We start from the raw sequence: 24,221 nt of genomic DNA, 5'->3' as shown, positions 1-24,221 counted from the left end.
CGCGCCCCCCCGCGCGGTCGCGGGGGGGGGGGGGGGCGCCCCCCCCCCGGGGGGGGGGGCGCCCCCCGGGGGGGGGCCCCCCCCCGCCCCGCGCCCCCCCCCCCCCCCCCCCCACGGCCGCTACGCGGCGATGTCTGCGGGAGCCGCGGTGAGCGGCCGGCGGGTGGGCCTGCGGTAGCTGAACTTGCGCATGATCGGCCGCTCCACCAGGTGGAACAGCAGCGCACCCACGACCAGCGTCGCGACGAACAACCCACCGGTGATCAGGAGGGCCGTGCCGGTGTCGTGCGTGCCGCGCAGCAGCCAGCTGCCGTAGATGACCACGACGCCCTGGCACAGGTAGAACCCGAACGAGACGTCACCGAGCCACTGCATGGTCCGGCCGCGCAGGAAGCTGCGCGAGCCCTTCAGGTCGGACGCCGCGGTGGCGCAGATCAGCGCGGCCAGCGGGATGGCGGTGGCCACGTTGAAGCCCCACACCATCGGCGCGTACAGCGCGGCGACGTACCCCACGACGGTCAGCAGCGCCGCGGGCGCCATGCCGATCGAGGGCCACCGGCCCGTCGCCACGATCCGCGCCATGATGATGCCCAGGACGAACTCGAACAGCCGCGACGGCGGGAAGAAGTAGCCGAACCAGAACTGCAGGTCCGAGATGGGCGCGCCCGCGGGCCGGGCGTCCGGGATCAGGTACTGGGTGACCAGCTGGAGCGCGACCATGCCGGCGAACACGAGGCCCGCCCAGGTCCACAGGCGACTCTCGGAGATGCGCTTGACGCCGCGCAGCAACGCCGGGAACAGCAGGTAGAACAGCAGTTCGCAGCACAACGTCCAGGACGGGACGTTGATGCTCCGGTGTATCTCCACCTGTGGGAAGAACGAGTGCACCAGGAACAGGTTCGGCAGGTACGCGACCCACGGCGTGATCGCCGAGGCGAACAGCAGGAGCCCCGCGACCCACATGACCACGTGGTTCGGGAAGATCTTCAACATCCGGCGGCGCCAGAACGGCCGGGCCGCCTCGCCGTCCCGGGCCGACCAGGTCAGCACGAACCCGCTGAGGATGAAGAAGAACGAGACGCCGACGAAGCCGGCCTTGCCGAACAGCCACGCCAGGCCCTGGGCGAGGTCGGGGTCGCCGAACGGGTTCACCGGCACGTTCGGCGGGATCGGCGAGGTCATCAGCGTGACGTGGAAGAAGAAGACCATGAGCGCCGCGATGAACCGCAGCCCGGTCAGCGAGGGTAGTTTCGCGACTTTCGACGTGGGATGATCCGGTAATCCGGACGGTGCCAACTCGGTCGAGACCATGGTGTTTCCTTCCACGATGAAATGGTGAGCACTGCCATTCGTGACGATGTCCGATCGAGCGACTTTCGCGCCGACACGCGGGTTGCGAACCACGTGCGGCAGCGGTTTCGAGCTTCGGACCGGTCGAACCCCATCGCGCCGACGACAGATCCACCGTGCTTGCGACGACGAGCCCCCATGCCCGGCGTCGGTTACTCTCTGCTACGAAATCCTCAGGGAGTGTCCCCATTCGAGGGAACGATCCATAACATACGTCCGCGCCTACCGGCTGGCAAGGACTTTCGTGAAACGGGCATGCCAACAGGGGCGACGACCTGTGGGTAGGGGGTCCACAGGTCGTCGCCCGCACTGTTGGCCAGCGAGTTTGTTGGATCCGTCCTAGCCGGACCCGTTAGTCCGAATTGGACGCTTGGAGGTCGGTCGGTCGGATCGTCCGATGTTCGACGGTGCGCGGCGTCGTGACCGAATGTGACGATGCCTCGCGCCGTGTCATGGCACTACTCCGAATGGGTCTCGGGTGCCACACCCGTCGCCAGCACGTTGCCCTCGCTCACGTACGCGAACGGATCATTCAGCGGGTTCGCTGGATCGTCGGTGTGCACAAATCGTTCCCACGCCTCACTCGAACCGGCCCGCAGAGCTTGACCGGCGATCGTCGAGCAGGACGCGCCGTAGAATTCCCGCACTTCGGCAGAGAACGGCGCGTAGTGTTCGATCAGCACCGTTTCCTGGCGCACCCCGGTAAAGCCGGCCGACACCAACCACCGGTGCAGGTCGCGCGTGCGCAGCAGTTGGCGGGCGTAGCCCGGCCGCGCGGCGGCGGCGCGGAAGAAGTCCGAGAACAGGAACGGGTCGCCGGGCCGCACCGACACGAGCCCCGCGTCGAGGTCCTTGACCGCGATCGTGCCCCCTGGCCGCAGCACCCGCCGTGCCTCCTCGAACGCCGCGCGCAGGCTGTCGTCGTCCAGGTACTGCACCGAATTGGCGAACCACACGACGTCCACAGTGGACGCCTCCAGCGGCAGTTCCCGCAGGTCGCCCTGGCGCACCTCGACCCGAGCGCCGAGACCGCGGGCGCGCTGCGCGGCCAAGGCGGCGTTCTCCGGGGCCAGGTCGACACCCGTGACCCGACCCGTCGGGCCGACCAGCTCGGCCAACCACGGCAGGAAGGCCCCACCGCCGCACCCGGCGTCCAGCACGTGCGCGCCGGGTGCGATGCCGACCCTCCCGAGCAGAGCCCGGTAGACCGGGCGGCACGCGCGGAAGTGCGCGTCGACGATCGCGTCGTCGGTGAAGTCCAGCCCGGTCGAGGCGGCGAATCCCCAGGAGTCAGTCGACATGGGCACCTCGCACCAGCTCGTCGATCTCGGCGGCGACCAGGTCCGGCGCCTCCAAGGGGGTGAGGTGCCCGGCGTCGGGCAAGGTGACCAACCGGCCGCGCGGCAGCACCGCCGCCAGCGCCGCGCTCTCCTCGGCGCGCACCAGCTCGTCCTGCGCCCCCGCGACGACCACGGACGGGACGGTGGTCGAGCGGAGGGTGTCGGTCGAGTCGGGGCGGGCGGCGATGGCCCGCTGCGCCCAGGCGACGGACTCGGGCGCGGCGCGCTCCACCGAGGCCAGCACCTCGGCCAGCAGGTGGGGCCGCCGCGCGCGGGTGGTCGCGCCGAGCAGGGCGGGAGTGGTGGCCGCGACCAGCCCGGCACGCGTCTCGCCGGACAGGATGCGCTCGGCGAACTGCTCGCGGCCCTTCCGCACGTCGGCCGTGTCCTGCCCGGCGCGGGTGCCCAGCAGAGCCAGCGCCGCGAGCCGGCCCGGGTGGCGGCGCTGGAACGCCATCGCCACGTACCCGCCCATCGAGCAGCCGACCAGGGCCGCGCGCCTGATGCCGTGGTCGTCCAGCGTGGCGGCCAGGTCGTCCGCCACGACGTCGAGCGACGGCGGCGCGGATCCCAGTGGCACCGCGCCGAAACCGCGCTGGTCGGGTGCGAGCACCCAGTGTCCCCGGCGCTCCAGGTCGGCGCGCGGTCCCGCCCACATCGTCGAGTCCAGCGGCAGCGCGTGCAGCAGCACGATGGTGATCACGCGCGCCCCCGCTCCGCGTCGGCGACGAACCGCAGCACGTCCGCGCGGTCGAGGTCGCGCCGCCACGCCAGGGCCACGGGCGCGGGCGGCAAATCGCGCACCGGCACCACCCGCACGCCGGGCGGCGCCACGTCGGCGAGCGAGCCGACGGACAGGTGCACCGCGTCCCCGGCGGCGACCAGTGCCATCATCGCCGCGATGTCGCCTGCCCGGTGGGCGCGCCGGAGCGGCTTGCCGGCCGGGGTGCTGCGCGGCACCACCCGGTCCCACACGTAGCCGGGCAGGTTGCCCGGACGGTCGAACACGGGGTGGTCGGCCACCTCCTCCACCGACACCGACTCCCGGTCGGCCAGCGGGTGCCGAGCGCCGACCACGACGACCCGCTGCTCCTCGGCCAGGTCCGCGCCCGCCACCAGGTCCGGCTCGTCGATGCCGAACTTGACGACCATCGCGTCGATCCGGCCCTCGCGCAGCGCGCGGAACGGCTCGGTGATGTCGTACTGGACGAACGCGACGTCGTCGACCGCGCGGCCCGCGGCCACGACGATCCGGTCCGCGACGAGCCGCGAGCCGTGGTAGCCGAGCCGGATGGGCCCGGTCTCACCCCTGGACATGGTGTATCCCCTCGGTCAGGTAGGCGAAGCAGCGCAGCCGCTCGGGATCGGCCTGCTCCAGGCCGACGCGCAGCGCGGCGAACGGGGTGGTGATCCCGGCGGGCCTGGGCACCGGCCGCAGCACCAGCCGGTCGCCGGGTGCCAGCAGACCGTCCATCACGGACTCCACCAGCAGGTGGTTGAGGCTGACCAGGCTCTCCGCGACGGTGACGCCGGCAGTGGCCAGGTAGAGGTCGCGCCACACCGGGGCCCCGGCCGGTCGGCCGGGCACCTCGACCACCGACGGCAGCTGGGTCGGCACCGCGCGTGAGCCGGTGAACAGCTTGAGCAGCCTGCGCAGCGTCGCCGTCGCCGCGGCGGGCACCGGGCCCAGCCACGCCGCCGAGCCGTCCTCCGCGATGTGGTCGAACGCGAACCGCTCGCGCAGGTTCACCGGGTTGCCCGCCAGGAAGACGGTCCGGGTGAACGAGCGCCGCCACCCGGCCGCCTGCTCGGGCGTGAGGCGCTGAGCGAACGCGCAGGTGGCGCGCACCCAGCCGACCGGGTCGAACCGGCGCAGCACGACCGCGGTCAGCACCTGGCCCGGCTCGTCGGCGTCGACGAGGGCCTGCGCCCGCAACAGGGTGCGGGTGGAGTGGTCGGCGCCCGCGGCGAGGTCCGGCCGCACGGCGCGCAGGCGCCGAACGGCCTCGGCGCGCAGGAGTTCCTGCGACAGGCTCACGTGAACACCCCCGCGACCACCTCGGGCCCCGGTCTCGGCCGGTGCCGGGCGAGCAGCGCGGACGTGAGCCGGTACGGGTCGACGTGGACGTGGTCGCCGCGGTGCCCGGCCACCGAGCCCTCCGCCCGCGCGGGCGCGGAGTCCAGCAGCCTGCGCGCCTTGCCCAGGCAACCGACCACCAGGTCCTCCCTGAAGGACTGCTCCTGCCCTTGGCCGAGCACGGCGATGAAGTACAGCCGCAGCCCCAGGCGCAGCACGGCCGGGTCCTCGCCGCCCGCGACGTCCGCCAGCCGGTCCAGCAGGGCGCCGACCGTGTTGCCCTGCCAGCCGCCGTGCCGCGCCGACAGGACCTGTCCCGCCACAGGGACGCGGCCCAGCGAGACGCGGCACACCGCCGGCCCGAGCGCGGAGAGCACCTGGCGCAGCAACAGGTAGTCCGGCTCCAGTTCCCGGTCGTGCAGCAGCACGACCTCGTCGTGCTCGGCGGCCAGCGGGATCAGCTCGCGCAGTGCGCAGGCCAGGTAGTTCGGCCGGCCGTCGGGCAGCACGATCTGCCGCAGCGGCAGGCCGTGCCGGGTGGCGTCGAGGTAGACCGGTCCACCGTGCTCCCTCAGGTCCACGCACATGCCGAGGTCGTCGAGGCAGTCGATCATCGCGGACAGGTCCAGCCGCGGCGGCTGGTGCTCCCGCAGGCCGGGGTCGTGCAGCCCCAGCCGGTCGTAGAGGGTGGTCCACAGCTCCAGCACCCGCGACGAGGCCGGGTGCGTCCAGCCGTGGCGCTCGACGGCGTCGGCGTAGGGCTTCAGCTGGGTGGCGGTCGGTCGGTGCTCCTCGGCGCGGTAGCGGACGTAGCTCTCGCCGACCCGCTCCTCCGACCAGCCGGAGTAGTCGGTGTCGCCCAGGGTGCGGTCCAGGTGCTCCCAGAACCCGAGGGTCTGCTCGGTGACGTGGTACGTGGTGTGGCTGTACCGGTAGGTGACGTCGGCGAGCCTGCCGGTGGCGCGGTACATCACGTCCGTCCACAACAGACCCTTGAGGTGGCTGAGGGTCAGCGGCTTGGTGGGGGTGATCGTGACCGGCGCCAGCAGCACGCGCGGTCGGTCGTGGTCGCGGCGGTCCGCCCGGCTGTGCGCCCGCGGCCGGTCCTGGTGTGCGGTGCGCACGATCAGCTCCCTCCCGCGGCGGCGCGGACGACCGCCGCACGGGTGGGCGCGGGCGCGGGCACCCGGACCGCGTCGCGCACCCGGGCGCGGAACCCCTCGTCGTCGAACACCTCGGCCGGGGTGGCCAAGCCCATCAGCACGCGGGTCAGGCCGCGCCACACGACCGGGTCCGCGGCGGCGGCCTGGCCGACGGTGCGCGAAGTCGGCCTGCCGCCGGGCGACGCGGGCGCGGGCGTCGGGGCGGCACCCGTGATCGCAGCCCGCCAGCGGGCGATCCGCTCGCGATCCTCCTCGGCGGACTGGAGGTACCAGGGCAGCAGCAGCTCCTCGGTGGCCGCGGCCACCAGCCGTCCCTGCGCCGGGCCGGGGTCCGGGTGCGCGTCGAGCAGGTCCACCAGGGTGAACGCGTGCGCCAGGGCCAGCGACATGCCCCGGCCGAACAGCGGGTTGGTGACGCCGGCCGCGTCGCCGACGCTGAACAGCCCGGCCACCGGCTGCCGCGGGGACGTCGCGTGACCGCGCAACCCGTTGGGTCTGGTGGTGATCGCGTGCACCGGCGAGATCGGGTCGGCGACGCCCGCGGCGAGCCAGGGGCCGAGGCCGGGCGTGGCCGCGGCGACCGCGGTGAACGCCGAGGGGTCGCGCAGCGTCCGCGTCGCGGCGTCCTCGGGCAGCACGGCCAGCGCGATGGAGAAGGTGCCAGAGTCACCGGGGTGCAACACCCCCGCGTAGTGGTCGCCCACCACGCCCGCCGCGTTGCCCCGGTTGAGCGGACCCGGCAACCCCGGACCGCGCAGCCGGTAGAAGCGGGAGTAGCCGCGGACGCCGGAGGGACTGGTCAGGTCCGCGGGCACCGCGTGCCGGGCGGCGCGCAGCCACGACCGGGCTGCGGACCGCCACCCGGTCGCGTCCACGACGACGTCCGCGGCGACGCGCTCGCCGTCGTCGGTGACCACCCCGGCGACCCGCCGCCCGGACCGGTCCAGCAGCAGGTCCTCGACCCGACGGCCGTGGCGCACGACCACGTCGCCCGCCTCCAGCACCGCGCGGTGCAGCACCAACTCCACAGTGGATCGCCGGCAGCCGAGGGCGACCAGGTCGGTGGTGGCCTCGTCGGAGCGGTCCGCCGCGCCCGCCGGGCCCGAGGCGGGCAGGTCCAACAGCAGTGCCCCGGCATCCAGCGCGGCGGCGAGCACCCGGGGCGCCCTGGTGCGCAGGACTCGCACGCCGAGCGAGGTCAGGGTGTGGGAGTGCGAGACCTGCGGTGCCGACGGACGGGACCACCGCTCGGCGGCCTCCGCGGCCGGACCGGCCGGCGGCGGTCCGTCCCGCTCTATCACGACCACCCGGTGGCCGCGTTGCGCTGCGGCCAGCGCGGTGGCCAGGCCGGCCATGCCGGCCCCGGCTACGACGACAGTGGACATCGATCCCCCAAGGTGTGGACGGAGCGGTCAGTTCACCCGGCGGCCGTGCACGAAGAACACCCGCCTGACGTCGGCCACCGAGCGCGGCGGCACGGGGTCCGGCCAGCGGCCGTAGTCGGCCTCCGGCTCACCCGGCTGCACCGCCCGACCGGCGATCCCGTGCCGCTCGAACAGCGCCTCCGGCTCGTCCGAGCCGAACAGCCAGGGGCAGCCCCAGCCCGCGAAGACGTCCAGCAACCCGGCCATGTTCGGCAGCGTGAGGGCGGCGGCGTTGACGATGTCGGCGGCCACCAGGCTGCCGGGCGCGGTCAGCGCGCGGACCCGGTCCAGCACCCCGTCCGCCTCGTGCTCGGTCAGGTAGTAGAGCAGGCCCTCCAGCAACCACACCGACGGCAGGTCCGGCCGGTACCCGGCGGCGACCAGGGCCTCGCCCCAGTCCTCGGTGACCATGTCGGTGGCGACCTGCCGCCGGTCCACCCGAGGGGTGTGGCCGCCGAGGCGTTCCTCCTTGAACGCGAGCACAGCGGGCCGGTCCACCTCGAAGAGCCGAACGCCCGCGGGCCAGTCGAGCCGGTAGGCGCGGGTGTCCATCCCGGTGGGGGCTATCACGACCTGCGTCGTGCCCGACCCGGCGACCGCCGCGGTGAGGTAGTCGTCGAAGAACCGCGTGCGGATCGCGTTGTAGTCCGGCGTGCTGGGCAGCGTGCGGGCCGAGCGGTCGGGCGGGAACGTCACCCGGCGCACCTCCGCGAGCAGTTCGGGGCCGATCTGCCCGGACAGCAGCGCCGCGTACGGGTCGTGGTAGAGCCGGTCGTCGCGCAGGCTCTCCGCGGCTCGCAGCGCGGCCGTCAACAACGCGGTCCGCTCCACGGCGGCCAGAAGCTCGCTCACTGGACTTCCTCTCCTGTCAGTCGGTGCCAGAGCCCGGGGTCCTGGCGGAAGATCCGGTCCTTCACCTGGGTGGGGCGCACGCCGCGGGCGACGTCGTCCTGCCAGTCGCGGACGAAGGAACCGGTGTCGACGGTCAGCACGCGGGGCGGGCCGAGCGCGCCGCGGTCCCGGGCGGACCGGTACCCCTCGGCCCGGCGGGCCAGCCCGGCGTCGAGCAGCGCGGCGAAGCGCTCGACCTCGCTCGCGTGCCACGGCGTGCGGGCGGCCACCGCGAAGTCGTACCGGCGGGGACCGGCGCCGGGGTCGGCCACGCGGCACGCGGCGTTGTCGACGTCCAACCCGGTGCCGGTCGAGGCGGCGGCCAGCGCGCGGACCACCTGCCCGTCGCGCAGCCGCTCGCCGACGGCGTTCGACCTGGTGGCGCGGCCCGCGTACTCGACCCTGGGCACGCCCGCCACGCGGTCGACCACCTGCACCACGTCGCCCACCGCGTACCGGTACAGGCCGCCGACGTGGCTGAACACCACGTGGTAGTCCCGGCCCGGTTCGAGTTCGTCGTGGTCGAGCACGGGCACGTCCGGACCCGGGTCCAGGTCGGCGTCGACGAACTCGTACACCGAGGCCGTCACGACCAGGCTGCCCGCGGTCCGGTGCCTGTCCAGCGCCACGCCCACCGGCCCCTCGGAGGCGGCGACCGGCGCGGGCAGCAGCGCCACGCCCGGTCCGAACTCCTCGCGCAACCGGGACAGGTACAGCGACGCCACTCCGGTGGTCCAGCCGAAGATCACCCGCATGTTCGGCCAGACCAGGCTCGGCCGGATCACGCCGAAGTGGTCGGCCAGCCGGGACAGCTCGGCGGCGCGCTCCGGGTTGGGTGAGCGGAGCCGGGCACCGCCGACGGTGCCGTCACGGACCTCGCGGAGGATGCGCGGCCACCACTGGGCCAGCTGGTGGGGGAGCGCGGCGACCATCGCGGGGTTGATGCCGACGACGCAGCGCACGTCGTGCTCGACGGCCAGGCGCAGTCGCAGGTAGGTCTTCTCCAGGTGGTCGTCCGCGGCGACCGGCACGGGCAGCGTCGCCCAGGGCGCGGACGTGCCGGGTTCGGCCGACAGCGGTTCCCCGAACCGCGTGCCGAAGTCGACCTGGCTGGCGCCGACGTGGGCGTGCCCGGACGCGGTGGTGGGCGGTGCGGCCAGCAGGTCGTGCTTGAGGTTCAGCACCCGGTCCGGTGCGGTCAGCACGTCGGGGAAATGGTGGGCGAGCGGTGCCCACGCGGCGTAGTAGAACGGGAAGAAAGTGGTCTTCATGAATCTCGGGGTGACCGGCACCTTCTTGTGTGCGCCGGTGCTGCCGCTGCTGGTGAAGTACACGGCCGGGTCATCGGCCGTGAGGACGCCGTGGGCACCGGAGGCCATTCGTTCGATCCAGGGTGACAACGCGGCGTAGTCATTGATCGGAACGGCTTTCCGGAAGTCGTCCAGGGTGCGCACGCGGGCGAAGTCGTGCGCGCGCCCGAATTCCGTTCCGGCATTGAACTGGAGCATGTCGGTGAGCACCCGCTGCTGGTGGGCGCGGACGTCGGACAATGCGGACAGGAGGTTGTCCCGTTCGGCGAAGACACGGGCGCGGTATTGGTGGAGGCGGTCGTCAGCGGAACTCATCGGACAAGACCTTCCGGACGGTGTCGGCGGTGTCGGCCGGGCTGCCCTGCTGCTGGATCTCGACCAGGTCGAGGTGCCGGACCTCGGTCAGCATCGCGACGCGCAGATCGGTCTGGAATGCGCGGAAGGACGCCTCGTCGACCCGTTCGCCGTAGTGCTCGAGCCGGTTCGTCGCCGCACCCGCGCCGCTGCGTGACCACGCGGTGGCCGGGTCGACGTCCAGGTACACCACGCCGCGCGGTTGGGGGAACGAGCGCCACCAGGCGAACAGGGGGTGCTCCGGAGAGCCTGTGAGCCTGCACTTGGCCAGGAGTTTGTAGTAGTAGGAGTCCACCAACACCGGCCGGTCGTCACCGGGTTCGACGAGCCGGTCCCGCAAGTGGACGGCGGCCGTCTGGAGAAGGCTCGCGGTGAAGTCGGGCGAGTACGTGCCGGCGGGGGCGGACAGCACGTCGCGCAGCAGGTGGCGGCGCAGCCCGGCGATCACCGGGTAGGCGGGCGGCAGCAGGGCGTCATCGACGGAAACGAGCCGCCAAGGCCACCCGGAAACGGCCAGTTCGGACATCGCAGACGATTTTCCGGCGTAGTCGGGGCCGAGCAGCACAACGAAGTCCGGGACGTGGTTCGTCACGGTGGGAACTCCTTGGGAAGTGATGCCGGAATTATTCGGGTGGGTGGCGTCCGATTCCCTTCCGGCTGGAACGCGAACAGTGAGCCATCGAGTGCAGTGGGCCACAAGGGTGTTCTTGGCGTTCTGTCGTACTTCGTGATGTCCTGACCGGTGGGTGCCCGCCCGGCCCTCATGCACAACGGCTATGAGGACGGTTATTGGACGGGTCCGGACCGGAGCTGGTTCACTGCTGCACGTGAGCCTGTGGCCAACTCCGCGTACCGCGGTTGGCGACACCGAGGTGATCGACGAGTCGACGTGGTGGTCGGTTCCCCGTGTCCGTGACAACGGTCCGGTAACGGTGCCATGGTCGAGTTTCCAGATAGGAGTCTTCTCTTGACCACCAAACCCGATGGCGGCACGACGAGTGCTGTTTCGGCGATACCTGCGAACCGACGGGGGCTCTCGCTCGCGGTGCTCGCGGGTGCGCTCGGCCTCGACCTGAGCGGCCTCGGTGTGCTCAACGCCGCGCTGCCGGAGATCGGCGCCAGCTTCGACCTGTCGAACGCGACCCTGCAGTGGGTGATGACCTCCTACGCGGTGGCCTTCGCCGGGTTCCTGCTGTTCGGCGGGCGCGCTTCGGACGTGCTGGGCCGGCGCATGATGTTCACCGTGGGCGTCGGTCTGTTCACCGTGGCGGCCTTGGCCGGCGCGCTGGCGCCGACCATCACGGTCCTCATCGTCGCCCGCGCGGCGCAGGGCATCGGCGCGGCGCTGTCCGGGCCGGCGACGCTGGCGCTGATCGCCGAGGTCTTCCCCGAGGGCCCGGAGCGCAACCGGGCGTTCGGCATCTACGCGTCGGTCGGCGCGGCGAGCTTCAGCGGTGGCGTCGTTCTCGGCGGCGTGCTGACCAGTGCGCTCGGTTGGCGCACCGTGCTGCTGTTCTCGACCGTCATCGGCCTGGTCGTGCTGGCCGGCGTCAAGGCCGGGCTGCCCCGGAGCACCCGCCAGCGCAGCCCGCTGGACCTGCCCGGCGCGGTGATGGTGACCGCCGGCCTGGTCCTCGCGGTGTTCGCGGTCAGCCACGGCGCCGAGGCGGGCTGGGGCGCCACGAGCGTGGTCGTGTCGCTGGTGCTGGCGGTCCTGCTGCTGGTCGGGTTCGTCGTCTGGGAGCGCCGTGCCCGGGACCCGCTGCTCCCGCTGTCGATCTTCCGCTCCAACCCGGTGCGGATCAGCTCGCTCGCCGCGATCCTGAACTACACCGGCGGCGTCGGTCTGCTGTTCTTCGCGCCGCTGTACATGCAGGGCATGCTGGACTACCCGCCGTTCCTGTCCGGCCTGGCCGTGCTGCCGTCCTCGGCGGCCCTGTTCGTGACGGCCACGTTCTTCACCGGCAAGCTGCTCGGCAAGTACAGCCCCCGCCCGGTGATGGCGGTCGGCCTGGCGCTCATCGCCCTGTCGATGCTGCTGTGGATGTTCACGCCGCTCGACGGCAACTACTGGATCCACCTGCTGCCCGGCTTCATCGTCACGGGTATCGGCCAGGGCCTGGTGTTCCCGGCGATGACGGTCGGTTCGCTGACCGGCGTCCCGCCCCAGCAGCACGGCGTGGCGGGCGCGGTCAACGTGACCGCCCAGCAGATCGGCTCCAGCGTCGGTGTCGCGGCGCTCGTCGTGGTCGCCACCGGCTTCGCCGGCGCCGGGCTCCAGGGCCAGCTCGACGGCTTCCACGCCGCGTACCTGGCGGCTGCCGCGGTGTGCCTCCTGGGCGGCCTGATCGCCCTGGTGTCCCGCAAGGGCTGGTCGGGCGACCAGTCCTAGGAACCTGCCCCGGTGTCGCGACCGACCCAGCGGTCGCGCGCCCGGGCCGGCGCGCTCCATCCCCCAGGACCGCGCCGAGCGAAACCCCTCGTGCGAATCGCCTGCCCGCTCTTCGGGCGGTCGCACGAGGGGTCTCGCCTGTTCCGGCCTGCTACTTCTTGCGCGTGCAGGTCATGTGGTCGGCGAGGAACTCCTCCTCGCCGGGGGCCTTGAAGTGCATCTCGATCACGTGCTGGTCCGGCGAGTCGATCCGGATGAGCGTGCGGACCCGGATGTTCTTGCCGATGTAGTCGTCACCCAGCACGCCGGGATCCGAGAACTCGCCGGACATCCAGATCTCGTCCTGCGCGGCGCTTCCGGGCGCGCCCTTGAACTGCATCTGAGCCGTGGTGACGTTGTCGATGGTGACCCACTCGTAGCGGTTGTCCATCGTCGCGAAGCTCAGCAGGCCGCGGCGGAAGTAGGGGGACCCGAGGAGCAGGCCCGAGTCCTCGACCACCATGACCCGACCGCCGGTCTCGTCGAGCCAGCGGATGGTGCACTCCAGGTTCGACCGGATCGGGTTCTCCGGCGTGCCCCCGAGGAAGTACGTGTACTTGTCGACGTCGTAGGTGCCGACCAGGCTGTCCAACCGCCGGTGACCCGCGGCGGGCAGGCCGTTGCGGATCGCCATCGGGAGGTCGTCGACCGCCGAGTCGGCGAGCGTCTCGTCCAAGCTCATCTGCTGTGTTCCCCTTCGATGCGGGTGGGTGGTTCAGGCGTTGGGACCGAGGAAGAAACCGCCGGTGACCTCGATGGCGTGGCCGGTGATCCAGCGCGCGTCGTCCGAGGCCAGGAACGCGACGGTGTCGGCGATGTCCCTCGGCTGGCCGATGCGGCCCAGGGCGGTCATCGCCTCGACGCCCGCCCGGCCCGCGGCGTTGGCCGGGTCGCGCAGCCAGCCGTTCATGTCGGTCTCGGTCACGCCGGGCTGCACCGTGTTCACGGTGATCCGCCGCGGACCCAGCGTCAGGGCCAGCGAGCGGCCGAGCATGTCGATCGCGCCCTTGGTCATCTGGTAAGTGACCTCGGGGATCGCCAGCCGGGTGACCCCGGAGGACATGTTGATGATCCGGCCGCCGTCGCGCAGCAGCGGCAGGGCCCGCTGGGTGATGAAGAAGACCGAGCGCACGTTGATCGCGAAGGCCCGGTCGAAGTCGGCCTGCGTGGTGTTCTCGATCGTGCCGCCGAGCACACCGGCGTTGTTCACCAGGATGTCGAGCGGACGTCCTTCCAGCCCTCTTTCGAGCTGCTCGAAAAGGGTGTCGACATCACCGTCGACACCGAGCAGGGCCTGGATGGGGAAAGCTCGACCGCCGGCCTGCTGGATCTGCACGACGGTGTCCTTCGCCCCGACCTCGTCTTCGCCGTAGTGCACCGCGACGTGGGCGCCGTCAGCGGCCAGGCGCAGTGCGATGGCCTTTCCGAGCCCGCGCGAGGCGCCGGTGACCAGAGCCGTTTTCCCGGTCAGGTCTGCCATGTGGGTCTCCTTCTCGGCTGATTCGGTGCGTGCTGGCCTTGATCAAGCGACCTTCAACAGCCCGCCGTCGATGATGATTTCGGAACCGTTGAGGTTCGGGATTTTCCGCGAGGCGACCAGGGTGACCATGGCCGCGATCTCCTCGGGCGTGGTCGGCTCGCCGGTGGACAGGCCGAGCATCGCCGGCACGCCGGCGATGACCTGCTCGCGGGTCGAGCCGGACTGCTGGGCGAGCGAGTCGGCGATGCCGCCCGGCGCGACCCAGGCGTCGGTCATGACCGGGCCCGCGGCCACGGTGTTGACCCGCACGCCGGCCGGACCGAACTCCTCGGACAGGCTCTTGCCGAAGCTGAGCAGGGCGGCCTTGGCCGCCGAGTAGTCGACCACCACGGGCAGCGGCAGCCGCCCGTTGGTGCTGCCGATGTTCACGATCGAACCCCGGCGCTCGATGATGCTCGGCAGGGCCGCCCGGGTCGCGCGCACCGCGATGAACAGGTTGGTGTCGAACATCTCCTGCCAACCGTCGTCGTCGATCGCGAGGAAGCCCGCGGTCCGCGTGGCCGGTGCGCCCAGGTTGTTGACCAGGATGTCGATGCCACCGACCTCGGCCAGGGCGAAGTCGACCAGCTCGCCCGCACCGGACGGGGTGGACAGGTTGACCGCGAGGGTGTGCGGGGTGATGTCCTTCAGCTCGGCGCTGATGTTGCGGGCGCCGCCCACGACCGTGACACCCTCCGCGGCCAGCGCTCTGGCGATGGCCAGACCGATGCCCCGGCTGGCGCCCGTGATCACCGCGGTCTTCCCCTTGAGATCGAGCTCCATTCGCGTTCTCCTCCTCGTACGCGCAAGGTGATTGCGGTGGCGGCACATGACGGAATGCGTTGTCACATGGCGTCACCGGTACGAGCAGGTTAGCGACGCCACGCGGCGTCGAACGCAATTTCCCGATCACTATGTATGACTTCGTCAAAACGTGTCAACGTCCCATCGGACGGCGCGCGTCGCCTGTTCGGCGCAGCGTGTCCCGGTGCTGGCCATGCATTTCTGTTATGGCCTTCGTCATTGGACCCGAAAAGTTGGGCGTAGTACGTTAGGAATGTCTTGTCGTCGTTCCGGCCGCCGACCTAGCGTGAGCGCGTGGCCGATACGCCACCAACCGGCTCCACGTCGGTTGTCGTTGTTTCCGGCGATGGGGGGAGCGAAGTGGAAGGCATGCCACGGACCGATCGGGGCGTTTTGGTGTGCCCGGTTGCGGACCTCGCCGACGGCGGTGCGGTCCGGGTGCCGCCGGAACGGGCGGGCACCGAGGACGCGGTCGCGGTGTTCAACGACGCCGGGCGTTTCTACGCCCTCGACGACACGTGCCCCCACGCGAAGGCCGCCCTGTCGGACGGCTGGGTCGAGGACGGCGCGGTCGAGTGCCCCCTGCACCAGGCGTTGTTCGACCTCGCGACGGGCGCCGTCCTGTCCGGACCCGCCACCCGGGACGCCAGGGCCCACGCCGTCGAGGTGCGCGACGGCGCGGTGTGGCTCCTGCCCAGCTAGGTCTGCCGACGATAAGGAGTCCATCATGACCACGATCGACCAGAGGGTCGAGGCCGACGGGGCGCAGCGGTCGCCCGGGCGCAGACCCCGCTGGCTGCGGGAGCTCTGGGTCGTCCCGTTCGCCGTGTACTGCCTCGGGTTCACGATCTACGGCGGCTACCGCTACGTCACGCTCGACCCGGCGCTCTCGCGGGTCCCGCTGCGGCCGGAGGTGCCGCTGCACTACACCCTGCTGACCGCGCACGTGCTGACCGGCATGGTGGCCGCCGCGCTGGCCTGGCTCCAGGTGTGGCCGTGGCTGCGGGAGACGCACCCGGTGGTCCACCGCCGGATCGGCTGGGTGTACTACCTGGTCGGCGTGTTCCCGTCGGTCGTGCTCGCGTTCCCCGTGGCCGTGTTCACCCCGGCGGGGCAGGCGATCCGGCTCGTGCTGATCGCGATGTCGACGTTGTGGGCGATCACCGTGGTGGCGGGTTTCCGCGCGGTGCTCCAGCGCCGCTACGAGGACCACCGGCGGTGGATGTACCGCAACGTCGCGATGACCACGACGATCATCACCTCCCGCTGGGTGGGCATGCTCGGCATCGAGGTGACCCTCGTGCTGCTGCCCGAGACCTACGGGACGCAGCAGCGGCTGCTGTTCGAGGGCATGAACGCGACCGCGTTGTGGACGGCCATCACGGTCCACCTGCTGTTCGTCGAGTGGGTCGTGCTGCGACCCCGCCGCCGGCGCCGGGCCGCGGCGAACTCCAGGGCTGCGGCGGCGGTGGCCCGGTAGCACCGGCTCACGCGGTGGGACCTGGTACGAGGCATCCCGGGGTGCAGGCCACCCCGGGATGCTTTCGCTTGCCGCGCCTGCCGATCCGGCGTGCGGACCAGCGCGACGACGGGAGCCCACGCCGCTCGCGCCGGGGCGGAGGTCGATCGGGCGGACTGCTCCGGCGGGAGCCGCGACCAGGGGCGAGGCCGGTGGGAAGGTGCCCGGTGCCCGGTGCCCGGTGTGCGGTGGCCGGGTCGGCGAGCCGGTGGTGTCCAGCGTCGGTGACAGCACCACCGTCCGATGACGCCACACCGCCCACTCCTGACCCGGATCGCGGTCTGCCCGCGCCGCCGAGTCGAACGCGCCGGTTCGGGTGGCGGCCGCCCGCCGCCCGAACCGGCGCGTACCCCCCGTTCAGGACATCGAACGGTCGACCGCACGCGCCGGGATCGAGATGCGTTCGTGCACCTCGTACATCAGTCGGTGGTTGACCGCCATCGCGTACGGCGCGTACCGGCCGCGGATGCGCTGGAAGTCGTTCCACGTCTCGCTGCGGTCCCGCTCCTCGAACAGGCCCGCGTGCACGGCCAGGCGCACGGTGTCGTTGAAGATGAACTCCTCGCGGCCCTGGAGGCTGACGGTCGTGGCGGGCAGGGTGATGCCGACCTGCTCGGCCATCCGCTGCACGCACGCCGAGCCGTGCTCGATGAGCAGGCTGGTGCGGCCGGGGGCCCACGTGGGCGCGACCGCCTGCACCACCGCGGCGACGTCCATGGCGATGATGACGGCGCTGGGCCACGACAGGGTGCCGGCGGGGCGGGCGTAGAGCAGCGCCGGGTAGCTCAGGTGCGCGCCCCGGACGTCGGCGAGCCACTCGGCCCAGTGCGCGAAGCGGTCGTCGACCTTCTCGCGGGGCGTGGATTCCAGGCAGATGCCGAGCTTGCGGTCGGCGTCGGCCAGCGTCGGCACCTCGACGGCCATCCTCGTCACTTCCCGCTCGCGGTGCGCGTACGCGTTGGTGAACTGCACCAGGTACACGGCGAAGGCGACCAGCACCAGGACGGCGCTCACGAGCGCGGCGAGCCCGATGGCGGTGCTCGCGGCGCCACGCTGGAAGGCGTCCAGCAGGTGTTCGGGACCGGAACCCGGTGCCAGGGCCGCGGCGATCAGCGCGGAGCCGATCAGCAGTCCGCCGAGCCACACGCCCACGACGGCGAACAGGCTCAGCGGCGCGCAGAAGTCGAGCACCTTGCGGGCGGCGGGGCGCGGCAGCCGGCGGGCGGCCGCCAGGCAGGCCCCGGCCAGCGCTCGCGCGGTCCACCTGGCCACCCTCGAGGACGTCTCGCCGGGTATGAACACCGTCCGCAGCACGCTCAACCAGACCGTGACGACGAGTGCCGCGCCGAACGCGGCTACGAGGGTGTCACCCATGGCGGACCTCGTTCGATCTTGGCCCGCAAGTCTCATTCCGCATCTGTCGGTCCTTTCGGCGGGAACCTGGTGAACCGTGCGCGAACAGCGGGTCCGCGCACGAAGCCGACGGGTGCCGGCGTGCAGGGTCCGCCCAGGAGCGCGGTCGAGCACGTCGGACGGCGAGCGCGCCCCGGCCGCGCCCGGCGGGGGTCACGGCAGGGGCGTCCCGCGGGGTGGTCCGGGCGTCGCATGGCGGCCGTCCTCGGGAGCGAGGCCGAGGATCACCTCGGCCAGCTCGCGGGCCCGGGTCGCGGGCCCGTCCGGGCCGAACGCCTGGGACGAGGCGTGCACGCCCTCGATGATCAGCATCAACTGGTCGGCGACGGCGTCCGGGTGGGGCAGGTCCAGTTTCGCGGTCAGCTCGCGCAGGAGCCCGAGCAACCACTCCTTGGCGCTGATCGAGTGCTGGTGACCCGGCAGCATCCGGTCGGGGAACTCGACGATGGTCATCAGGAACACGCAGCCGCGGCACAGGCCGGGCTGGATCCTGTGGCGCTGCGCGTCGAACACGGCCAGGATCTGCTGCCGCGGGTCGGGCCCCGCCGTGCGGATCGCCTCGGTCACCCACCGCCGGGTGTGCTCGAACGCCCGGGCGACGTAGGCCGCGACCAGGTGGTCCTTGGACTCGAACAGCCGGTACAGGGTGGTGGGCGCGATGCCGGCCTGGGCGGCGATCCGGTCCACCCCGGTCGCCCGGATGCCGTCCCAGTAGAACAGCCGGTGCGCCACCTCCAGCACGAGCTCCCTGGTCTGGGCCGCTGACCGCCTCATGTGCGCCCCCTTCGTCGTGTGGCCTCACCCGGTGAGCCCGAGCCTATCTCAATGTTAGGGATGTCTCCCTTACTGGCGATGGCGGTTGTTCACCCCTTGACCTGCGCGGACGAGCCCGCGCAGGTCCGCCGACTCGTCGGCCAGCAGATCCGGCGACACGACGACTCCCCGCTCGACCAGTCGGCGCACCGCCGGCATGTCCGCGCCCCGGTCGACCGCGACCGCGCCGACGACCGCGCCGTCGCGCAGCGCGAACGCCACGAACGAGCCGCCCAGCGAGCCGCGGACCACCGACGGGCCGCCGGGCAACTCGCCCACCACCTCCACGCGCGTTCCGTAGCGGTCGGACCAGAACCACGGTGTCCCCCGCACCGGTTCCCGGCCCAGCATCGCCTCGGCGGCGGCACGCCCCTCCCGCACCGCCGCGTCCCAGTGCTCGGTGGCAGGGCGGTCCAGCGGACGGGCCACGTCACCGGCGGCGAACACGCGCGGGTGGGAGGTCCGCTGCGCCTCGTCCACGAGCACCCCGCGGTCGACGGCCAGGCCCGCGGCGGCGGCCAGCGCCACCTCCGGCTCGATGCCGATGCCGACCACGACAACGTCGCAGTCCACGGAGGCGCCGTCGGCCAGTCGCAGCCGCACGCCCGCGCCGCGGTCCTCCACTTCGGACACCGCGCCGAGGACGAGGTCGACGCCGTGTCGGCGGTGCTGGGCGTGCAGCACCTCGGCGACCTCCGGACCGACCACCCGCTCCAGCGGACGCGCGGCCGGGTCGAGCAGGGTGACGGCGCAGCCGCGGGCCACCGCCGCCGCCGCGACCTCGGAGCCGATCAACCCGGCCCCGACCACGCCGACGCGGGCGCCGGGGAGCAGGCGTGCGCTCAACGCCTCCGCGTCGGCGACGGTGCGCAGGGTCGTCACGGCCGGGTGATCCGCGCCGGGCACCGGCAGCCGGCGCGGCACGCCACCGGTGGCCAGCAGCACGACCTCGTCGTCGCCGACCACCAGCTCCGACGCCGGCTCACCGAGGCGCAGCTCGATCGCGTTGTCGTCGTACCAGCCGGGCGGTCGCAGCGCGATGGCGTCGGGGCCCTTCGTGCCGAGCAGCAGGTCCTTGCTCAGCGGCGGCCGGTCGTAGGGCGGCCGGTCCTCCCCGCCGACGAGCGTCAGGCGACCGTCGTAGCCCAGTTCCCGCAGCCGCCCGGCGGCGCTCACGCCGGCCAGACCCGCACCGAGCACCGTGACACGGTCCATCGAGATCCACCACCTGCCGGATTGGCCCGCCGGCCGCGATCGTGCGGGCAAAGGAGCCGAGACGATTGCATTGCACCACCCGGCTCACCCCGAAGCCGGGGGATCGCCGGGCGCGCGGTCCACTTCGTCAGGTCCTGGGATCGACTCCGGGCGACCCGGTGCGCGGCGGTCGCGCCGACGTTCAGCCGGCACGCGGAGCCGTCACCACTTCCGCGCGAGCCGGACACGGTATTGGGTCGGATCGGGCGAAGTGGTGCGAACGGGATGTGTCGAGCGTCACCCTTTTCGTTCCTATTCGTCCGATCCGGTGAACCTGCTCAAGTGGGCGTGCGACTTCGTCCATGATGAATCTGCGGTCACCGTTGCATCGGTTGTCTGGGGGACAAGAGCCGAGAGCAACAGAACCGGTCACTGGTCGTGCCCCGGCGTCGAACCGACCATGACCGCGGCTCAGCGTCGCACCACTGCGCCGAGCCGGAAAAGGGGGAGAAATGGAACATGCGCAATGGTGATGTCGGCCGACGTGAGCTCGCACTCTTCCTGCGCAGTCGGCGTGAGCGGCTCAAACCGGTCGACGTCGGATTTCCGGCCGGTCCCCGCAGGCGCTCGCAGGGTTTGCGCCGCGAGGAGGTGGCCCTGCTCGCCGGGCTCAGCCCGACCTGGTACGCGTACCTGGAGCAGGGCAAGGAAATCAGCCCGTCGCCGGAGGTGATGAACAGCCTGGCGCGGGTCCTGGGGCTGACCGAGGACGAGCGCAGGTACATGTTCACCCTGACGTTCGGGCAAGTCATCGATCCCCAGCCGCTCGGCGCGGAGGTGTCCGGGGACGAGTTGGTCCGGCAGTTCGTCGAGACCTCCGACGACAGCCCGTACCCGGTCTACGCGGCGGACCAGTACGCCGACCTGATCGCCTGGAACCGCGCCGCCACCGAGTGGTACGACGACTGGAGCCGGTACCCGCCCGAGGAGCGCAACATCGTCCGCTGGATGCTGACCTCGCCGGTGGCGAAAGTGCGGCTGCTGAACTGGGAGAGCGACACGCGCGATGCCGTAGCCCGTTTGCGCGGTGAAGCCGCCAAGTGGCCGGGTGACGAGAAGTTGACCCGGCGGCTGTCGGAAATCGGGCGGGTGAGCTCGTCGTTCAGGACCTGGTGGGACGAGCACGTGGTGCAGGAGCACCGCTCGCGCATCCGCCGGTTCAGGCATCCCCGGTTGGGCGTGCGGACGTTGCGCATCCTGCCGGTGCTCTCCCCGGAGTACGCCCCGGCGGGCGTGGTGATCCACCTCCCGGCCGGATCGTGAGCAGGGGTCCGCTATCGCGTCGGTTTGCCGACGCGGACCAGCGGTGATGCATTTTGGTTATCCGCCCTGACGGGCTTGTGAGTCGACTGCGTAAACGAATGATGCGGACCTCCGAATCGTCTTCGTCCCGGTCGCCCCCGAATGTGCGCGTCGAGTCAGTAATTTCAGGACGGCACTGGATCGACCGCAGCGCGGGGCCGCGCGCGACGACGCCGGGGAATCACCGCGCACCGAGGGGAGCGTCGAGAGTGGTTTGCCTTCCGCACCGCGAATCGGGCCCGGCTCCGGCCGGCCACCGCACCTGCGCCACCACCGCGGTGGCGTCGTGAACCGAGCCGTCGCGATCATCGGTGCGGCCTGTCGCCTGCCCGGCGCGCCCGACGTCGCGAGCTTCTGGGAACTGCTGTTGTCCGGTGGGGACGCCGTCGGGCAGATCCCGCCGGCGCGGTTCGACGTCGAGCGCTGGTACGACCCCGTGCCGGGCAAGCCGGGCCGCATCGTCACCCGGGTCGGCGGGTTCCTGCCCGGTGTCGACCGGTTCGACGCGGCGTTCTTCGGGGTCTCCCCGCAGGTCGCCGCCCGCACGGACCCGCAGCAGCGGCTGCTGGTGGAGACCACCTGGGACGCGGTGGAGGACGCGGGGATCCCGGCCGAGCGCCTGGCGGGCAGCGCCACCGGCGTCTACACGAGTTGCTGGTCGGCCAGCTACTGGGACATGCTCCGCGCTGCGGGCGTGTACGACCTGCACGCGGCGCTCAGCGCCGAGCCGGGCGGCACGTCGGCCGGCTTCCTCTCGCACCACCTGGACCTGCGCGGCCCGGCCATGGGCCTCAACGCCACCTGCGCCTCGTCGCTCTTCGCCGTGCACGCGGCCTGTCGGGCGCTGCGATCGGGCGAGATCGACCTGGCGATCGTCGCCGGTGCGAACCTGCTGCTGTCGCCCGACTCGTACTTCGCCTTCTCGGAGGCCGAGATGCTGTCGCCGACGGGCCGCTGGCGCTTCGGCGACGTCCGCGCCGACGGCTACGTGCGCAGCGAGGGCGTGCTCAGCCTGGTGCTCAAGCCGCTGGACCGGGCGCTGGCCGACGGTGACCGGGTGTACGCCGCCATCGCGGGCAGCGCGGCCAACAACGACGGCCGCACCGGCGGGACCATGCTCGCCCCCGGACTGGACGGCCAGGTCGGCACGCTGCGCGCGGCTTACCGGGACGCGGGGCTGCCGCCGGGGGAGGTCGACTACGTGGAGGCGCACGGCACCGGTACCCCGCACGGCGACCCCGTTGAGCTGGCCGCGCTGGCGGAGGTGCTGCGCGAGGGCCGCGAACCGGACCGTCCGTGCCTGGTCGGCTCGGCCAAGTCGAACATCGGGCACACCGAGTCCGCCGCCGGTCTGGTCGGCCTCCTGAAAGCGGCCTTGGTGCTGCACCACGGCACGGTGCCGCCGACCCTGCACGTCGAGCGGCCCCAGCCGGAACTGGCCGATCCGGCGTCACCGCTGCGGCCGGCGACCGGCGTGCGACCGCTGCCGGCCCGTGATCGGCCGCCGGTCGCGGGTGTCAGCGCGTTCGGGCTGTCCGGGGCGAGCGCGCACGTGGTGCTCACGGGCGTGCCCGCCCGCCCCGATCCCGGCCCGAGGGAGGCGCCGGGGTACCTGGTGCCGCTGTCCGCGCCGAACCCGGCCGCGCTGGCGGCGCTGGCCGGGCGGTACGCCGACCTGCTCGACGCGGGCGCGCACCCGGTCGACCTGTCGCACGGCGCGGCCACCAGGCGCACCCGGCACGCCCACCGCCTCGGCGTGGTCGGCACGGACCGGTGGACCCTGGCGGAGCGGCTGCGTGCCGCCCGCTCCGGGATGGCCGCCGACGGGGTGGTGGGTGGCCGGCGCACCGAGGCCCGGCGGCCCGACGTGGTGTTCGTGTTCCCCGGTCAGGGCTCCCAGTGGCCGGGGATGGCACGTGACCTGCTCGCGTCCGACCCGGTGTTCCGCGCCGCGTTCGCCGAGTGCGACCGGGCGGTGCTGGCCGAGTTGGGCTGGTCGCCGGCACAGGTGGTCGAGGAGGGGCGCGAGCTGACCGCCGTGGACGAGGTGCAGCCGGTGCTGTGGGCTGTCCAGGTGGCCCTGGCGGCGGTGTGGCGGCACTGGGGGGTCGAACCGACCCTGCTGATCGGCCACAGCATGGGTGAGATCGCCGCGGCCACCACCGCCGGCGCCCTGACCCCCGAACAGGGCGCCGCGGTCGTGTGCCGCCGGGCCGCGCTGCTGGCCCAGCTGCCCGCCTCGGGCGCCATGTGGGCGGTGCACCTGGGCGAGCGGGACGTCCGGGCGGCCATCGCCGACTGGGGCGACCGGGTGGAGGTCGGCGTGGTCAACAGCGACCACGCGACCGTCCTGTCCGGTGATGCGGACGCCCTCGACGAGGTGGCCGCGGCGCTGGGGGACCAGGGGGTCCACTGCCGGCGGGTGCCGGTGGACTACGCCTCGCACGGTCGGCACGTCGACCCGATGTTGCCGGAGCTGGCCGCCGCCTTGGCGGACCTGGCCCCGCGGCGCGGGCGCGTGCCCCTGTGGTCGACGGCGCTGACCGGGCCCGTCGACGGCCGGCGGCTGGACGCCGGGTACTGGGTGGACAACCTGCGCCTGCCGGTGCGCTTCGCGGACGCCGTTCGGGCTGCCGTCGAGCACGACCGGCCGGTGCTGTTCGTCGAGATCAGCCCGCACCCGGTGCTCACCGCGGCGATCGAGGACGGGATCGGGGCGGTCGACGCCGACGCCGTCGTGGTCGCCTCCACCCACCGCGACCGCCCGGCCCTGGAGTCACTGTTGACCGGTGTGGCCACCGCCTACGCCCACGGGTACGAGCCTTCGTGGGAGCGGCTGGCCCCCGGCGCGGTGGCCGTGCCGCTGCCCGCTCACCCCTGGCAGCGGCGGCGGTTCTGGGTGGAGGAGGCCACCGGCCGCGAGGCCCCGGTGCCCCGACCGGTCTTCGTGGACGAGCCGGAGCATCCGCTGGAGCCGCCCGCCGGAGGCGACGCGCCCGCCGCCGAGGATCTGGCGCACTACCTGGTCGAGCGGACGAGCGAAGTCCTGGGCATGTCGGCGCACGAGCTCGACGTGGACCTGCCGCTGCACCGAGCGGGCCTGGACTCGCTGCTCGCGGCGCGACTGCGCGGGCGGATCAGGGCCGAGCTGGGCGTCCAGCTCTCGGTGGGCGACCTGCTCGGCGGGCGAACGCTCACCGAACTCGCCGACACCCTGCGCACCAGGACGGGCGCTTGATGCCGGCTCGCGGGCCGGT

The 24,221-nt window shown here is 72.6% G+C and carries 21 protein-coding genes; 5 read left to right on the top strand and 16 right to left on the bottom strand.

What is annotated here, in order from left to right; all coding sequences use genetic code 11:
- Window positions 1-120 precede the first annotated feature (120 nt).
- The 10 genes from ACIQMJ_RS34250 to ACIQMJ_RS34205 form a co-directional block, all read right to left on the bottom strand.
- Window positions 121-1,311, bottom strand: a complete 1,191-nt coding sequence (locus ACIQMJ_RS34250; RefSeq protein WP_499765138.1) for an acyltransferase family protein — start codon at window positions 1,309-1,311, stop codon at window positions 121-123.
- A 497-nt stretch (window positions 1,312-1,808) separates the two neighbouring features.
- Window positions 1,809-2,651 (bottom strand): class I SAM-dependent methyltransferase, encoded by an 843-nt coding sequence (locus ACIQMJ_RS34245; RefSeq protein WP_499765137.1) that lies wholly within the window; start codon window positions 2,649-2,651, stop codon window positions 1,809-1,811.
- Window positions 2,641-3,393, bottom strand: coding sequence for an alpha/beta fold hydrolase (locus ACIQMJ_RS34240; protein ID WP_499765136.1), 753 nt, complete (start codon window positions 3,391-3,393; stop codon window positions 2,641-2,643). The genes ACIQMJ_RS34245 and ACIQMJ_RS34240 overlap by 11 nt, the downstream gene beginning before the upstream one ends.
- Window positions 3,390-4,007, bottom strand: coding sequence for a LysR family substrate-binding domain-containing protein (locus tag ACIQMJ_RS34235; RefSeq protein ID WP_499765135.1), 618 nt, complete (start codon window positions 4,005-4,007; stop codon window positions 3,390-3,392). The genes ACIQMJ_RS34240 and ACIQMJ_RS34235 overlap by 4 nt, the downstream gene beginning before the upstream one ends.
- Window positions 3,994-4,728, bottom strand: coding sequence for a DUF6182 family protein (locus ACIQMJ_RS34230; RefSeq protein WP_499765134.1), 735 nt, complete (start codon window positions 4,726-4,728; stop codon window positions 3,994-3,996). Before ACIQMJ_RS34230 ends, ACIQMJ_RS34235 begins: the two co-directional genes overlap by 14 nt.
- Complete coding sequence (locus ACIQMJ_RS34225) at window positions 4,725-5,891, bottom strand: hypothetical protein (protein ID WP_499765133.1); 1,167 nt, start codon at window positions 5,889-5,891, stop codon at window positions 4,725-4,727. The genes ACIQMJ_RS34230 and ACIQMJ_RS34225 overlap by 4 nt, the downstream gene beginning before the upstream one ends.
- 2 nt (window positions 5,892-5,893) lie before the next feature.
- A complete protein-coding gene (locus ACIQMJ_RS34220; protein ID WP_499765132.1) occupies window positions 5,894-7,315 on the bottom strand; it encodes an FAD-dependent oxidoreductase in 1,422 nt (473 codons plus the stop codon).
- 27 nt (window positions 7,316-7,342) lie between these two features.
- On the bottom strand, window positions 7,343-8,206 hold the full coding sequence (locus ACIQMJ_RS34215) for a class I SAM-dependent methyltransferase (RefSeq protein WP_499765131.1): 864 nt from the start codon (window positions 8,204-8,206) through the stop codon (window positions 7,343-7,345).
- The gene (locus ACIQMJ_RS34210) at window positions 8,203-9,870 is read right to left on the bottom strand and encodes a GH3 auxin-responsive promoter family protein (RefSeq protein WP_499765130.1); all 1,668 of its coding nucleotides are present in this window, start codon (window positions 9,868-9,870) and stop codon (window positions 8,203-8,205) included. The genes ACIQMJ_RS34215 and ACIQMJ_RS34210 overlap by 4 nt, the downstream gene beginning before the upstream one ends.
- On the bottom strand, window positions 9,857-10,501 hold the full coding sequence (locus tag ACIQMJ_RS34205; RefSeq protein WP_499765129.1) for a hypothetical protein: 645 nt from the start codon (window positions 10,499-10,501) through the stop codon (window positions 9,857-9,859). Before ACIQMJ_RS34205 ends, ACIQMJ_RS34210 begins: the two co-directional genes overlap by 14 nt.
- Before the next feature lie 453 nt (window positions 10,502-10,954).
- Between ACIQMJ_RS34205 and ACIQMJ_RS34200 the strand changes: the two genes are divergently transcribed.
- Window positions 10,955-12,301, top strand: coding sequence for an MFS transporter (locus ACIQMJ_RS34200; protein ID WP_499765128.1), 1,347 nt, complete (start codon window positions 10,955-10,957; stop codon window positions 12,299-12,301).
- A gap of 151 nt (window positions 12,302-12,452) precedes the next feature.
- Here the strand turns inward: ACIQMJ_RS34200 and ACIQMJ_RS34195 are convergent, their stop codons facing one another.
- Genes ACIQMJ_RS34195 through ACIQMJ_RS34185 form a run of 3 tightly spaced genes read right to left on the bottom strand, consistent with a single transcriptional unit; the run spans window position 12,453 to window position 14,642 of the window.
- Window positions 12,453-13,022: a DUF1579 family protein gene (locus ACIQMJ_RS34195; protein ID WP_499765127.1), complete on the bottom strand. Its 570-nt coding sequence runs from the start codon at window positions 13,020-13,022 to the stop codon at window positions 12,453-12,455.
- Window positions 13,023-13,055: 33 nt separating this feature from the next.
- Window positions 13,056-13,820 (bottom strand): SDR family NAD(P)-dependent oxidoreductase, encoded by a 765-nt coding sequence (locus tag ACIQMJ_RS34190; RefSeq protein ID WP_499765126.1) that lies wholly within the window; start codon window positions 13,818-13,820, stop codon window positions 13,056-13,058.
- 42 nt (window positions 13,821-13,862) lie between these two features.
- Complete coding sequence (locus ACIQMJ_RS34185; RefSeq protein ID WP_499765125.1) at window positions 13,863-14,642, bottom strand: SDR family NAD(P)-dependent oxidoreductase; 780 nt, start codon at window positions 14,640-14,642, stop codon at window positions 13,863-13,865.
- A gap of 390 nt (window positions 14,643-15,032) precedes the next feature.
- On the opposite strand from ACIQMJ_RS34185, the gene ACIQMJ_RS34180 reads away from it, so the two are divergent.
- Entirely contained in the window at window positions 15,033-15,365 is a 333-nt protein-coding gene (locus tag ACIQMJ_RS34180; protein ID WP_499765124.1) for a non-heme iron oxygenase ferredoxin subunit, read from the top strand.
- A gap of 25 nt (window positions 15,366-15,390) precedes the next feature.
- A complete protein-coding gene (locus tag ACIQMJ_RS34175) occupies window positions 15,391-16,143 on the top strand; it encodes a DUF2306 domain-containing protein (protein WP_499765123.1) in 753 nt (250 codons plus the stop codon).
- 396 nt (window positions 16,144-16,539) lie between these two features.
- On the opposite strand, the gene ACIQMJ_RS34170 is transcribed toward ACIQMJ_RS34175, so the two are convergent.
- The 3 genes from ACIQMJ_RS34170 to ACIQMJ_RS34160 form a co-directional block, all read right to left on the bottom strand.
- Window positions 16,540-17,556, bottom strand: a complete 1,017-nt coding sequence (locus ACIQMJ_RS34170; RefSeq protein WP_499765122.1) for a hypothetical protein — start codon at window positions 17,554-17,556, stop codon at window positions 16,540-16,542.
- A gap of 192 nt (window positions 17,557-17,748) precedes the next feature.
- Window positions 17,749-18,369 (bottom strand): TetR/AcrR family transcriptional regulator, encoded by a 621-nt coding sequence (locus ACIQMJ_RS34165; protein ID WP_499765121.1) that lies wholly within the window; start codon window positions 18,367-18,369, stop codon window positions 17,749-17,751.
- Window positions 18,370-18,438: 69 nt separating this feature from the next.
- The gene (locus ACIQMJ_RS34160) at window positions 18,439-19,623 is read right to left on the bottom strand and encodes an NAD(P)/FAD-dependent oxidoreductase (protein WP_499765120.1); all 1,185 of its coding nucleotides are present in this window, start codon (window positions 19,621-19,623) and stop codon (window positions 18,439-18,441) included.
- A gap of 498 nt (window positions 19,624-20,121) precedes the next feature.
- Here ACIQMJ_RS34160 and ACIQMJ_RS34155 point away from each other — a divergent pair, with 498 nt between their 5' ends.
- Window positions 20,122-20,925: a helix-turn-helix transcriptional regulator gene (locus tag ACIQMJ_RS34155; protein WP_499765119.1), complete on the top strand. Its 804-nt coding sequence runs from the start codon at window positions 20,122-20,124 to the stop codon at window positions 20,923-20,925.
- Between the two features lie 325 nt (window positions 20,926-21,250).
- Complete coding sequence (locus tag ACIQMJ_RS34150; RefSeq protein ID WP_499765118.1) at window positions 21,251-24,202, top strand: type I polyketide synthase; 2,952 nt, start codon at window positions 21,251-21,253, stop codon at window positions 24,200-24,202.
- Window positions 24,203-24,221 lie beyond the last annotated feature (19 nt).

Origin of the sequence: Actinosynnema sp. NPDC091369, from assembly GCF_044757065.1 — a bacterium.
Taxonomy (GTDB): Bacteria; Actinomycetota; Actinomycetes; order Mycobacteriales; family Pseudonocardiaceae; genus Actinosynnema.
The sequence above is the reverse complement of the archived record's forward strand: the minus strand, read 5'-3'. Positions and strand labels throughout refer to the sequence as shown.

Bases quoted from the DNA above. Each gene is read 5' to 3' on its own strand.
- ACIQMJ_RS34250 (WP_499765138.1), bottom strand. From the start codon at position 1,311: ATGGTCTCGACCGAGTTGGCACCGTCCGGATTACCGGATCATCCCACG.
- ACIQMJ_RS34245 (WP_499765137.1), bottom strand. From the start codon at position 2,651: ATGTCGACTGACTCCTGGGGATTCGCCGCCTCGACCGGGCTGGACTTC.
- ACIQMJ_RS34235 (WP_499765135.1), bottom strand. From the start codon at position 4,007: ATGTCCAGGGGTGAGACCGGGCCCATCCGGCTCGGCTACCACGGCTCG.
- ACIQMJ_RS34220 (WP_499765132.1), bottom strand. From the start codon at position 7,315: ATGTCCACTGTCGTCGTAGCCGGGGCCGGCATGGCCGGCCTGGCCACC.
- ACIQMJ_RS34210 (WP_499765130.1), bottom strand. From the start codon at position 9,870: ATGAGTTCCGCTGACGACCGCCTCCACCAATACCGCGCCCGTGTCTTC.
- ACIQMJ_RS34195 (WP_499765127.1), bottom strand. From the start codon at position 13,022: ATGAGCTTGGACGAGACGCTCGCCGACTCGGCGGTCGACGACCTCCCG.
- ACIQMJ_RS34190 (WP_499765126.1), bottom strand. From the start codon at position 13,820: ATGGCAGACCTGACCGGGAAAACGGCTCTGGTCACCGGCGCCTCGCGC.
- ACIQMJ_RS34185 (WP_499765125.1), bottom strand. From the start codon at position 14,642: ATGGAGCTCGATCTCAAGGGGAAGACCGCGGTGATCACGGGCGCCAGC.
- ACIQMJ_RS34180 (WP_499765124.1), top strand. From the start codon at position 15,033: ATGCCACGGACCGATCGGGGCGTTTTGGTGTGCCCGGTTGCGGACCTC.
- ACIQMJ_RS34175 (WP_499765123.1), top strand. From the start codon at position 15,391: ATGACCACGATCGACCAGAGGGTCGAGGCCGACGGGGCGCAGCGGTCG.
- ACIQMJ_RS34170 (WP_499765122.1), bottom strand. From the start codon at position 17,556: ATGGGTGACACCCTCGTAGCCGCGTTCGGCGCGGCACTCGTCGTCACG.
- ACIQMJ_RS34165 (WP_499765121.1), bottom strand. From the start codon at position 18,369: ATGAGGCGGTCAGCGGCCCAGACCAGGGAGCTCGTGCTGGAGGTGGCG.
- ACIQMJ_RS34160 (WP_499765120.1), bottom strand. From the start codon at position 19,623: ATGGACCGTGTCACGGTGCTCGGTGCGGGTCTGGCCGGCGTGAGCGCC.
- ACIQMJ_RS34155 (WP_499765119.1), top strand. From the start codon at position 20,122: ATGCGCAATGGTGATGTCGGCCGACGTGAGCTCGCACTCTTCCTGCGC.